This window comes from Arthrobacter sp. ASL1, from assembly GCF_056680475.1.
On record NZ_CM155284.1, the window covers coordinates 1,338,934 to 1,350,707 of the forward strand.

Annotated in this window: 10 protein-coding genes and 2 riboswitches; all 10 genes read right to left on the reverse strand. The window is 70.7% G+C overall.

Going from position 1 to position 11,774, the window contains the following annotated elements; genetic code table 11:
- Nucleotides 1–161: 161 nt before the first annotated feature.
- The gene (locus AC1MEQ_RS06305; RefSeq protein WP_479794975.1) at nucleotides 162–2,045 is read right to left on the reverse strand and encodes an ABC transporter ATP-binding protein; all 1,884 of its coding nucleotides are present in this window, start codon (nucleotides 2,043–2,045) and stop codon (nucleotides 162–164) included.
- 78 nt (nucleotides 2,046–2,123) lie between these two features.
- A complete protein-coding gene (locus tag AC1MEQ_RS06310) occupies nucleotides 2,124–4,481 on the reverse strand; it encodes an FdhF/YdeP family oxidoreductase (RefSeq protein ID WP_479794977.1) in 2,358 nt (785 codons plus the stop codon).
- On the reverse strand, nucleotides 4,478–5,383 hold the full coding sequence (fdhD, locus tag AC1MEQ_RS06315; RefSeq protein WP_479794979.1) for a formate dehydrogenase accessory sulfurtransferase FdhD: 906 nt from the start codon (nucleotides 5,381–5,383) through the stop codon (nucleotides 4,478–4,480). Before fdhD ends, AC1MEQ_RS06310 begins: the two co-directional genes overlap by 4 nt.
- A gap of 61 nt (nucleotides 5,384–5,444) precedes the next feature.
- The gene (locus AC1MEQ_RS06320) at nucleotides 5,445–6,662 is read right to left on the reverse strand and encodes a molybdopterin molybdotransferase MoeA (protein WP_479794981.1); all 1,218 of its coding nucleotides are present in this window, start codon (nucleotides 6,660–6,662) and stop codon (nucleotides 5,445–5,447) included.
- Complete coding sequence (locus AC1MEQ_RS06325) at nucleotides 6,662–6,934, reverse strand: DUF6457 domain-containing protein (RefSeq protein WP_479794983.1); 273 nt, start codon at nucleotides 6,932–6,934, stop codon at nucleotides 6,662–6,664. Before AC1MEQ_RS06325 ends, AC1MEQ_RS06320 begins: the two co-directional genes overlap by 1 nt.
- Nucleotides 6,935–6,956: 22 nt before the next feature.
- Nucleotides 6,957–7,718 carry an NTP transferase domain-containing protein gene (locus tag AC1MEQ_RS06330; RefSeq protein ID WP_479794985.1) on the reverse strand — a complete coding sequence of 254 codons (762 nt, stop codon included), beginning with the start codon at nucleotides 7,716–7,718 and terminating at the stop codon, nucleotides 6,957–6,959.
- Nucleotides 7,715–8,212 carry an HNH endonuclease gene (locus AC1MEQ_RS06335; RefSeq protein WP_479794986.1) on the reverse strand — a complete coding sequence of 166 codons (498 nt, stop codon included), beginning with the start codon at nucleotides 8,210–8,212 and terminating at the stop codon, nucleotides 7,715–7,717. The genes AC1MEQ_RS06330 and AC1MEQ_RS06335 overlap by 4 nt, the downstream gene beginning before the upstream one ends.
- A 283-nt stretch (nucleotides 8,213–8,495) precedes the next feature.
- Complete coding sequence (locus AC1MEQ_RS06340; RefSeq protein WP_479794988.1) at nucleotides 8,496–9,407, reverse strand: C40 family peptidase; 912 nt, start codon at nucleotides 9,405–9,407, stop codon at nucleotides 8,496–8,498.
- Between the two features lie 6 nt (nucleotides 9,408–9,413).
- Nucleotides 9,414–9,590, reverse strand: a riboswitch (cyclic di-AMP (ydaO/yuaA leader).
- A 133-nt stretch (nucleotides 9,591–9,723) separates the two neighbouring features.
- Entirely contained in the window at nucleotides 9,724–10,764 is a 1,041-nt protein-coding gene (locus tag AC1MEQ_RS06345; RefSeq protein WP_479794990.1) for a M23 family metallopeptidase, read from the reverse strand.
- A 3-nt stretch (nucleotides 10,765–10,767) separates the two neighbouring features.
- Nucleotides 10,768–10,950: riboswitch (cyclic di-AMP (ydaO/yuaA leader) on the reverse strand.
- A gap of 99 nt (nucleotides 10,951–11,049) precedes the next feature.
- Nucleotides 11,050–11,745, reverse strand: a complete 696-nt coding sequence (locus AC1MEQ_RS06350) for an iron-dependent transcriptional repressor DtxR (protein ID WP_479794991.1) — start codon at nucleotides 11,743–11,745, stop codon at nucleotides 11,050–11,052.
- Nucleotides 11,746–11,774 lie beyond the last annotated feature (29 nt).

The window sequence follows — 11,774 nt, forward strand, 5'->3', positions numbered from 1 at the left end:
ACGGAGGTCGGAGTCCGCCCGCGCACCCCCAACGACGCGCCGCACCCCGTTGCGCCGCGAATGGGCGCATCGTCTTTGATTCTACATATCGATTGCACTACGGGGGCCCAGAAGCCGGGACGACGCGTGTTTGCCCGCAGGCCGGGGTCCGGGACCGCCGGTTACGGGTGGGTGCCGGCGTCGGGTCCCGCGGCGGCGAACTGGGTCCGGTGGAGCTCCGCGTAGCGTCCGCCCCGGGCGAGCAGTTCGGCATGCGTGCCGCGTTCGGCGATCCGGCCACCCTCGATGACGAGGATCGCGTCGGCGGTGCGGATGGTGGAGAGCCGGTGCGCGATGACGACGGCGGTGCGGCCCGACAGCGCCTCCACCAGGGCGGCCTGCACGGCGGCTTCACTGGTGGAGTCCAGCGCGGCGGTTGCCTCGTCGAGCAGGACGACGCGCGGGGCGGCCAGCAGCAGCCGGGCAATGGTCAGGCGTTGGCGTTCGCCGCCCGAGAGGCGGTAGCCGCGCTCGCCCACCATCGTGTCCAGGCCGTCGGGCAGCGAACGGATCAGCTCGTCGAGCCGGGCGCGGCGCAGGGCGTCCCAGAGGGCTGCGTCGGGTGCCGCGGGCGCGGCCAGGCGCAGGTTGGCGGCGATGGTCTCGTGGAAGAGGTGCCCGTCCTGGGTCACCATCCCCACCGTCTCGCGCAGGGAGGCGAACGTGGCATCGCGGACGTCCAGGCCCGCGAGTTCCACCGCTCCCCCATCCACGTCGTAGAGGCGAGCCAGCAGCTGGGCGATGGTCGATTTGCCCGCCCCGGAGGAGCCCACCAGGGCGTAGGTCTGCCCGGCCGGGACCTCGAAGTCGATGCCGTGCAGGACCTCCTCACCGCCGCGGGTGTCCAGCACGCTGACCTCCTCGAGGGAGGCCAGCGAGACCTTGTCGGCGCTGGGATAGCCGAAACGCACGTCGCGGAAACGCACGGGGACCGGCCCGGCCGGTACCTGGCGGGCGTCCGGCTTCTCGGCGAGCAGCGGTTCCAGGTCGAGGATCTCGAAGACCCGGTCGAAGGACACCAGGACGCTCATCACCTCGACACGGGCGTTGGCCAGGGCGGTCAGGGGAGCGTAGAGACGGGTCAGCAGCAGGGCCAGGGTGACGACGTCGCCGGCCTCGAGCTGGCCGGTCAGCGCGAAGGCGCCGCCCATGCCGTAGACCAGCGCGAGCGCCAGCGCGGCGACCAGGGTCAAGGCGGTGACGAAGGTGAACTGGCGCAGCGCCGTCTTCACGCCGATGTCGCGCACGCGGGCCGCACGGTCGGCAAAGGCACCGACCTCGGCCTCGGGGCGGCCGAATAGCTTCACCAGGGTGGCTCCCGGGGCGGAGAACCTCTCGGTCATCTGCGAGCCCATTTCGGCGTTGTAGTCAGCGGCCTCGCGCCGGAGCCGGGCCAGCGTCGAACCCATGCGCCGGGCGGGGATGAGGAAGATGGGGAGCATGACCACCGCGAGCAGGGTCAGCTGCCAGGAGGTGCCGAACATGACGACGGCGGTGAGCACGAGGGCCACGATGTTGCTCACCACCCCGGAAAGCGTGCCGGCGAAGGCCTGCTGGGCACCCATGACGTCGTTGTTCAGCCGGCTGACCAGGGCCCCGGTGCGGGTGCGGGTGAAGAAGGCGATCGGCATCTTCTGGACGTGCTCGAACACCGCGGTGCGCAGATCGTAGATCACCTGCTCGCCCAGGCTCGAGGACAGCCACCGGTTCCACAGCGAGACCCCGGCCTCGACCACGGCCACCGCGGCGATGAGCAGCGCCAGGTCCACGATCAACGACAACGGCCCGTCGGCGACGATCGCGTCGACGACCCGGCCCGCCAGCACCGGGGTTGCCACGGCCAGCACGGCGGCGACCACCGACAGGATGACGAAGACGGCCAGGCGCCCGCCGTAGCCACGGGCGAACCCGACGACGCGGCGGACGGTCCCGGGGGCGAACTGGCGTCCGGTCTGCCCCGAGGACATCCTCCACAGGGAGTTCCAGGCGGCTTGGTCCATGCTCACGGCGGCATTCCTTCGGTCGATCGGGTCCGACCCGGGAAGGGGCCGGATCCATGCTACCGGGCGCGCACCGCCGTGCCCCTACCGGGCGGGGACCGCCTCGACTGCGGGGCGTTCACGCTCGTCGAAGACCCGGTTGGGTTCGGCGGTGTGCGCCACGAAGTTGACGGTCATGGCCTTGTAGCCGGGGGTGTTCGATTCCCGCGCGACCAGCCCACGGTGCACCAGCGCGTTCGCCTCCGGGAAGTAGGCCGCGGCGCAGCCGCGTGCCGTCGGATAGGAGACCAGCCGGAAGCGGTTGGCCCGGCGTTCGGTTCCCGCGAAGGTGGAGATGACGTCGACGAGGTCGCGGTCGGCGTAGCCCAGCTCGGCGAGGTCCTCGGGGTGGACCAGGATGACCCGGCGGCCGTTGGAGATCCCCCGGTAGCGGTCGTCCAGCCCGTAGAACGTGGTGTTGTACTGGTCATGGCTGCGCATGGTCTGCAGGATGAGGTGCCCGGCGGGCGCCTTCAGGTACTCCAGCGGGCTGACCGTGAACCGGGCCCTGCCGATGTCCGTGGCGAAGGTCCGGGTGTCGCGCGGCGGGTTGGGCAGCACGAAGCCGTTGCGGGTACGCACACGGCGGTTGAAATCCTCGAATCCGGGGCAGACGGCCGCGATGTGGTCGCGGATGACGTCGTAGTCCTCGGCCATGGCCCGCCACCCCACGACGTGTCCCTCCCCGAAGGTCGCCGCTGCCATGCGCGCGACGATGACCGGTTCGGCCAGCATGTGCCGGGACATCGGTGCCAGCCGGCCTTGGGTGGTGTGCACGACGGACATCGAGTCCTCCACCGAGAGGAACTGCGGCCCGTCCGGGTGCTTGTCGTCCCGGTCGGTACGGCCCAGCGTGGGCAGGATCAGCGAGGTCCGACCGTGCACCACATGGGAGCGGTTGGGCTTGGTGGAGATGTGCACGGTGAGCCCGGCGCGGCGCATCCCGGCCTCCAGCGCCTCGGTGTCGGAGCAGGCCAGCGAGAAGTTCCCGCCCATCGAGACAAAGACATCGACGTCGTCCTTTTCGAAGGCCCCGACCGTGTCGGTCGAGTCGTAGCCGTGCTCGCGCGGGCTGGTGATCCCGAATTCGGCGTCGAGGGCGGCCAGCCATTCCTCCTTCGGCTTCTCCCACACGCCCATGGTCCGGTCGCCCTGGACGTTGGAGTGCCCGCGCACCGGGCAGGCACCGGCGCCGGGCTTGCCGAAGTTGCCCTGCAGCAGCAGGACGTTGATGAGCTCCTTGAGCGTGTCCACCGAGTGCGGCTGCTGGGTCAGGCCCAGCGCCCAGCAGATGATCGTGGCCTTGGATTTCGCGAGCAGCCCGGCGATGGAGGTGATCTCGGCGCGGGTGAGGCCCGTGGCCTCCTCGGTGGCGTCCCAGTCGATGTCGGCGCGGGCCGCGGTGTAGGCGTCGAACCCGTTGGTCTGTGCCGCGACGAAGTCGTGGTCCACGACGCTGCCGGGCACGCGTGCCTCCTCGGCCAACAGCAGGTGCCCGAACGCCTGGAACAGGGCCAGATCGCCGCCGACCTTGATCTGCAGGAACTCGTCGGCGATCCGGGCGCCGTCACCGACGACCCCGGCGACCGTCTGCGGGTCGCGGAAGTTCAGCAGACCGGCCTCGGGCAGCGGGTTCACGGCGACGATGGTGGCGCCACGCTGGCGGGCATCGGCCAGTGCGGAGAGCATCCGCGGGTGGTTGGTGCCGGGATTCTGTCCGACGACGAAGATCAATTCGGCGTGCTCGAAGTCCTCCAGCGAGACCGTTCCCTTGCCGATGCCGATGGTCGGGGCCAGGGCGGTGCCGGAGGATTCGTGGCACATGTTCGAGCAGTCCGGCAGGTTGTTGGTCCCGATGCTGCGGGCGAACAGCTGGTACATGAACGCCGTCTCGTTGGCCGTGCGCCCCGAGGTGTAGAACACGCAGCGGTCCGGGGTGGTGGCGTTGATGTGCTCGCCAATGGTGGCGAACGCCCGTGACCAGGAGACGGGCCGGTAGTGGGACTCGCCCTCGTGGATCATCATGGGTTCGGTGATGCGGCCCTGGTTGCCCAGCCAGTATTCGGTCTTGCCGGCCAGCTCGGAGATGGGGTGCTCCGCCCACCAGGCGGCGTCCGCGGTGCGGGTGGTGTTCTCCTCGGCCAGGGCCTTGGCCCCGTTCTCGCAGAATTCCGCCGGCTTGCGGGCACCGGTGATCGATTCGGGCCAGGCGCAGCCCGGGCAGTCGATGCCGCCGCGCTGGTTCACCCGCAGCATCGAGCGCACGGTCCGGCTGACGCCCGCCTGCTCGTAGCCGCGTTCCAGGGCGACCATGACCGCCTTGACGCCGGCCGCCGTCGTCTTCGGGGCGCCGACTTTTAGCGCGTCCTCGTTGATGTCCTGTTCGGGTGCCGAGCGCTTCACGACGTCCGTCCTGCTTCCTGTTGCCGGGGGCGGGACGGCGCATCGTGCGCCTCCGCCAGCTGGGTGGGTACCGGATCGGTGTCGATCCGGTTCGGGTGGGTGTAGATGTTGACGCTGGACCCGCGGGCGAAGGCCGCGAGGGTCAGCCCGGCCCGGTCGGCCAGGTCCACGGCCAGCGAGGAGGGTGCCGAGACGGCGCTGAGCACGGGGATCCCGGCGAGGTAGGCCTTCTGGACGAGTTCGAAGGAGGCACGGCCGGAAACCTGCAGGATGGTATCCCGCAGCGGAAGCCGCCCCTCACGCAGGGCCCAGCCGACGACCTTGTCGACCGCGTTGTGCCGGCCGACGTCCTCGCGCAGGCACAGCAGGTTCCCGTCGGTGTCGAACAGCCCGGCGGCGTGCACGCCACCGGTCTTGCCGAACAGGGCCTGGCGTTCGCGCAGCGAGTCGGCGAGTCCGAGCAGGGTGTGCACACCGGTGGTCCCGGCCTCCGGGTCCAGGGTGAAGCGGCTGGTCTTGGAGACGGCGTCGATCGAGGCGGTCCCGCAGATCCCGCAGGAGGAGGACGTGTAGACATGCCGGTCCAGGGAGGGGTCCGGGATGATGGCGCCGGGCCCCAGCTGGGCCTCGACGACGTTGAACGTCTGGCGACCGTCCTCGTCCTCGCCGGCGCAGAAGCGCAGGCTGGCCAGTTCGCCGGGGTCGGCGACGATGCCCTCGCTGACCAGGAATCCGGCGACGAGGTCGAAATCGTCGCCCGGGGTGCGCATGGTGACGCTGAAGACACGTCCGCCCATGCGGATTTCCAGGGGTTCCTCCGCGGCCATCGTCTCCTCGCGGACGCGCGGGCCGCCGTCCACCGAATACCGCACGATGCGGCGCCGTTGGGTCAATCTGCCCACCCGGGGGCCTCCTTCGCTCCGCCGCCTCGAGGGCGCGGCAACAGCGCCGGGCCGAGGCGTTTCACCGACCGTACCACGGCAGCGGGAGGTAGCCGACCGGGCCGCCGGCGGCAGCCCCGGCGGGCGGGACGACCAGCACCACGTCGGCATGGGCCAGCCCCCGCATCATGGCCGATCCGGTGTGCTCGGAGGGCACCAGCACCTGCCGGTCGGCCGCATCCGCCCAACGGGCCGGCAGCAACCGGTGGGAGTGTCCGGCCCCGCGGATCGCCTCACCGCTGCGGGCGGAAACCGGGGACGACGGCGGCTGGCCAGTGGCCGCTTCGAGCAGCGGTTCCAGCAGGGTCACCACGGCCATGAGCGCGGCCAGCGGATTCCCGGGCAGGGCGACGAGCAGCCGGCCGTCCGGCAGGCGGGAGAGCATGGCCGGGTGTCCGGGGCGCATGGCCACGGACCCGATGAGGGTGGTGGCGCCGAGCTGGTCGGCGGCCGGCCGCAGGTGGTCGGCCGGCGAGTGCCCGGTCCCGCCCGTGCTGACCAGCACGTCCATGGTACGGGCGGCCGGCGAGTCCAGCGCCTCGAGGGTGGCCCGGCGGTCATCGCCGATGCGCACGGTGTCCACCACGTCGCCACCCAGTGCCTCGATGCAGGACGGCAGGACGGGCCCGAAGGTGTCCCTGACCTGGCCGGGCAGCGGGATGCCGGAGGTGACGACCTCATCGCCGGTCAGCACCAGCCGGACCCGGAGCGGAGCGGTGACCGGCAGGGTGTCGTGCCCGCCGACGGCGGCGACGGCGATCTGGCCGGGGACCAGGCGGGTTCCGGCAGCCAGCAGCAGTTCCCCGGCGGAGGCCTCCCGTCCGGCGGGGCGGATGTCGGCCCCGGGCCGGGGCGTCCGCAGGGCGGAGAGGAGGCCGGGTCCCGGGTCCAGCACCGAGTCCTCCTGGCGCAGGATCGCCGTCGTGCCCGGTGGCACGGTCTCCCCGGTGACGATGGCCCGGGCGGTTCCCGGGGCGAGTGGGGAGGGGACGGCGCCGGAGGCGGAGTGCGGACGGGCGGCCGCGCCGGGCCGCCAGGGCCCCTGGCCCGCGACGGCCCAGCCGTCCATGGCGGAGGACGCGTAGTGCGGCATGGTGTGCAGGGAGGCGATGTCGCGGGCGAGGACACGTCCGGTGGCACGGGCCAGCGGCTCCTGCTCGACGGCACCGTGGTCTGCTGCGAGGGCCAGACCCGCCTCGTAGGCGGCGCTGCGGGCGCCCTGCCAGTCGGCTTCGTGCACTACTGGTCGGAGGCGCGGCGGTCGAGGAGCTGGTTGACCCGGGCGCGGGCCCCCTCCATGGAGGCCACCTCGCCGGCCATTCCCGCACCCGCGGCCAGGCCGGCCGCGTATCCGGCGATGTAGGTCGTCACCGGCGCGGCGGGCCGGATGATCGAGTGGGCGGCCACGCCGGCCATGCCCAGGATGGAGTCCACGTCGACGGGGGCGTCCGGGATCTCGAGGCCCTCCAGCAGTTCGGCCACCCAGGCATCCAGCTCTGGCATCTCGGTCATCCGTACCTCCTGTAGTGGCGGGCTATGGGGCCCCTCCGGGGGCCGAGGGACGGGCGATGCCCGCCTTGTCGGCGTCTTCCCAGGTGTCCACGTCCGCGTAGTCCACGCCGTCCAGGGACACCCTGACTATCTGCACCTTAGCAAGCAAGCGCATCATCGATGAGTTGGCCAGGCCCTCGCCCGGTTTTTCCGCGGCCTCGATGGCGCGCAACAGGGCCGGGGTCTCGATGACGCAGCTCAGTGGCTGAAGCCGTCCCTGGGCGTCGACGGGGACCCAGGCCCTGCCGAATTCGGCCAGCGGCATGGCCAGTGCGTTCGGCTCGACGGCGGGGTCGGGGCCGGCAACGGCCGCCGGCAAGGGGCCCTGGCCGCCGGCTGCGTGTTCCACCGCGTACTTGACGATGGCCGCAGCGACGGGCCCCGGGCTGATGAGGTCGGCGGCGAGGATCAGGGTCAGCGGTGCGTGCTCTCCCGGCATCGGCACTTCCCCGGCGGCACCGTCGCCCAGCGCGCGCATGCCGGCGGCTACGGCCGCCGCCGGTCCGGCGAACGCCGGGTACTCCCGCGTCAGGGTGATGATCTGGCCCGCATCCGCCTCGGTGGCGTAACGGGAGATGACCGGATTCAACTCGGTGGGGCCGACGACGGCGATGCGGTGGGCCGCCGCGGTGGCGCGCAGGGCATGGTCCAGCAGGGTGGCCCCGCCGTGGTGCAGCAGCGGCTTGTCGGTGCCGCCGAGCCTCCTGCCGCGTCCACCGGCGACGACGATGGCGTCGAAGTTCATGCCGCCCTCCCCGCGAGGAAATCCGTCCATTCGGGGGCGGGGCGTTCGAGTTCGGTGATGAACCATTGTGGGCCGCGCGGGCTTGTGGGCTTCACGCGCAGGTTCCACCCCAGTTGGCGAAGCGTCTTGTCCCCCTTGGTGCTGTTGCAGGCCAGGCAGCAGGCGATGAGGTTCTCCCAGCTGTTCGATCCTCCCCGCGACCGGGGCATGATGTGGTCCACCGTGGTCGCCGCCTTACCGCAGTAGCCGCACCGGCGTCCGTCTCGGCGCAGTACCCCGCGGCGGGTCACGTTGACGGACTCGCGGTACGGGACCTTGACGTAGCGGTTGAGCAGGATGACCGAGGGGCGACCCAGGACCATCCGTGGCGTGACGACCGGCTCCCCGACCTCGGCCAGGACGCTGGCCTTGCCCGTGAGCACCAGCAGCAGCGCGCGGCGGAAGGTGACCACCGCCAGTGGTTCGTATCCTGCGTTCAGTACCAGGGTTCGCATCAGCGTTCCTCGTCGTGGTGTGCACCCGCACCGGCCAGCCAAGCCGTCGGACCCGGGCGCCGTGCAAGGGCCATCGGGCACCAGCCTAAGCCCGGCGGCGCCGCCATGGGGAGTAGGGCGCGGCTGTCGGCGGCGTGTCCGCGGTCCCCCGGGCGCGTGTTCACGCCCCGGTCGCTGGCGGTTCAGCGGCTGGTACGGACTCGTTCACGGTCGGAAACGAGCCGTCTTAAACCAGCGAAGTCCCCACCCAAACGGGTGAGGACTCCACTAAAGGCGTTTTCGACTAGCCGACGTAGGTGTAGTAACCCATCAGCGGCCCGTACGCGCTATCGGCCGGACGAAGCACGGTGCCGACCGACGGGTTCTGGGCCCCGATGATCTTGCCACCACCGATGTAGATGCCCACGTGGCTTCCACCGTTCTGGTACACGAGGTCGCCCGGCTTGGGGCTCGAGGTGCGAACGAACTTGCCGCTGCCGCGAATGGCAGAGGTGTTGTGGGGCAGGCTGATGCCGTGCTGACCGTACACGTACTGCACGAATCCGGAGCAGTCCCAGCCACCCGGGGTCGAGCCGCCGAAGACGTACGGCGAGCCCTTGTACTGCATGGCGGTAGCGGCGATGCCGGACAGCCCTGCACTGGGAGCGGATGCCGGCTCGGCCTTCTTGGTCACGGCACCGGCGGAGGCGGTCGTCACGCTCGAGTCGGAAGAGGATGAGGCGCTGGAGGTCCCCTGCGAGCTGCTGGCCTGCGAGGACGCGGAGCGGTCGGCTGCGGCCTGCTGGGCGGCTTCGCGCTCTGCGGCGGCGGCCTCCTGGGCGGCTTCGCGCTCGGCGGCGGCCTGGCGCTGTGCCTCGCGGTAGGCCGCACCGGACGTCGACTTGATGTCGGCGACGGAGACCTTGATCTGCGAGCCCTTGGACTCCGACTTCGCGGCGGGCACGGTCACGGCTGCCGGGGTGGTCACGGATGCACGCTGGATGTCGGTGACCGGGGCCTTGTCGGCGGCGCGGGTGGCCGTGGTGGCCTGGGCCGGAACACCGAGGGTCAGCACGAGGCCGGACGCGGCGGCGATGACTGCTGCCTGGCGTCCGACGGAGCCGGCGTTGGAGGACACGGCCTTGGAGATCGACCCCAACGGGTTGGTGTGGACGGGCGTGGCGCGGTGGCGGCCCAGAGCTTGACGCTTAGTCATGTATTGAGTACCTCTCCCAATGCCTGCGGGGTGAGCTGTCGGATTCGAGTGGGAGTCACTCGGTGTCCCGTCCAGTGAAATGGACCGCGACACTTAACCCCAAGGATCCTTGCGGACCCGAAATGTGGTTCCCCCGCTACTGCCAGCGATTCTTTGCGAACGGACCTCGGGCGGTGGCAGTATTCGGCAATCTGCCCGAGTGTGCCCGGCCCCTATGCGGCCTGGCACGTCGACAACGATATATGAAATGTTTGTAAAAGTCACGTTCAGGTCACGGAATGGTTATTTCCCGATCACGGCCCCTGGTTTTCGGACCCTACAGCCACCCTGCGGGGTCGACCGCGTTGCCGTCGACGAGCACCTCGAGGTGCAGGTGGCAGCCGGTCGAGTTGCCGGTCGTTCCGCTCAAGGACACCACGTCCCCGCGCTTGACCGCCTGCCCGACCGAGACCTTCAGGCTGGTGTTGTGGTTGTAGGTCGTCTCCAGGCCATTGCCATGGTCGATGCGCACCCGGTTGCCCGAATGGCCGGCCCAGCCCGCCTGGACGACCGTCCCCGATGCCGATGCCTTGACAGGGGTTCCACAGGGAACGCCGTAGTCCTGGCCGATATGAACCTGGGCCCCTTCGCCCGTCGGATTTGCCCGTGCGCCGAAGGGCGAGGTGATCCTGACGTGGTCGACGGGCTGGGCCAGGACACCTTGGGTGTCGATGGTGTTGATGTTCCCGCCGGAGGCGGACATCAGGTAGCTGAGCTGGTCGTCCTTGGTGAAGCTGCTGGACACCGAGGCCCGGACCACCGAGAAGTTCTCGGATCCCGGCACGGTCACGTCGGCGACGTTGACGGCCGACTCGTGGGCCACGCGCTGAGCGGGTTCCTCCTCGCTGCCGGCCAGGGTGGGGTAGGCAGCGGCCAGCGCCAGGCCGGACACCGCGGCAACCGCCGCGAAGCGGTGGCTCCAGGCCAGCGCCGGGCGCGCCGCGGTGCGTGGGGCAGCTGCCCCACCGCGCGGCTTCTTCGGCAAACCAGCCGGCCGGGGTTCCGCGGATACGGCGCGCGTGCCCTCCGGAAGGCCGATGACCGTCGCGTCGAAGCTTCCCCGGTTCTGGACCGAGGCCGCGTGCGGATGCACCGGGGCGGCGTCGGCCAGCAGGGGGATGATGTCCGCAACCGGAGCGGTTTGCTCGGCCACGGCGGGCGCGGCGGCGTCCTGCCGCAAGGGGGCGGCGGAGGGGGCGTAGCGCATGGCGCCGTCGTAGCGGCGCGGCATGTAGCAGCCGGCGTCGGGGGCCGTGGCCGGCGCGGTCGCATCGGGGGCGACGGCGGCACGACGGCCGGAACGCTTTTGCTCTGTCAAACGAGGACCTCTCATGGGCGCCTGCGGAGTTAGCTGTCGGATTCGGGCCGGTCCGGCCCGGCCGCAGGCAGCCGGGCTGCGATGCGGCTTCACCCCGAGGCGGCCGGATGCCGGGGACACCGGGCACGACGGACCACCAAAGATTGGGTTCTCCACCCCTGCCTGTCATTCAAGCGAACGGACCCGTTCCGCAGGCAGGGTCAGGCGGTCGGAAGGGGTGATGGGGACGAATCCCCGTCTGTTACCAACGGTACCTTAATCGAATACAAAGTAACAGTTCCGTTATCAAACGTCCCGGGCCACGAAAACGTGTGCGCTGACCTCCACCGGCAGCTCCAGGGCCCCCTCGACGCCTTGCACGCGGACGACGACGTATTCGCCGGCGCGCTCGAGGGTGACCTGCGCGCCCGGGCGGATTCCGCCGTCGTTCAATTGGGCCAGCAGTTCGGGATCGACCTGGATGGCCTCGGCGAGGCGTTCGACGGCCACGGGCCCGGTGTTCCCGGCCAGCAGGGCGGCGTCGAGGTTCTGCACGCCCAGGGCGAACTCGTGGGCGGCGGGCCCGCCCAGGATCTCCAAGCCGGGGATCGGATTGCCATAGGGCGAATCGGAGGGCCGGCCAAGCAGGTTGTAGAGGCGCTTCTCCACGCGCTCGCTCATCACGTGTTCCCAGCGGCAGGCCTCGTCGTGGACGTACTCCCATTCCAGCCCGATGACGTCGGCCAGCAGCCGCTCGGCGAGGCGGTGCTTGCGCATCACCGAGGTCGCGCGTTCGCGCCCGGCCGCCGTCAGCTCGAGGTGCCGGTCCGGGGTCACCACGACCAGGCCATCACGTTCCATCCGGGCCACCGTCTGGGACACCGTGGGGCCGGAATGGTCCAGCCGCTCGGCAATGCGCGCGCGCAGTGCCGTGATTTCCTCTTCCTCGAGTTCCAGAATGGTCCTCAAGTACATCTCGGTGGTGTCGATCAGATCTGTCACTGCGTGGCACTCCTGTAGGGCGGGGCGGT

Bases quoted from the DNA above. Each gene is read 5' to 3' on its own strand.
- AC1MEQ_RS06325 (WP_479794983.1), bottom strand. From the start codon at position 6,934: ATGACCGAGATGCCAGAGCTGGATGCCTGGGTGGCCGAACTGCTGGAG.
- AC1MEQ_RS06330 (WP_479794985.1), bottom strand. From the start codon at position 7,718: ATGAACTTCGACGCCATCGTCGTCGCCGGTGGACGCGGCAGGAGGCTC.
- AC1MEQ_RS06335 (WP_479794986.1), bottom strand. From the start codon at position 8,212: ATGCGAACCCTGGTACTGAACGCAGGATACGAACCACTGGCGGTGGTC.
- AC1MEQ_RS06340 (WP_479794988.1), bottom strand. From the start codon at position 9,407: ATGACTAAGCGTCAAGCTCTGGGCCGCCACCGCGCCACGCCCGTCCAC.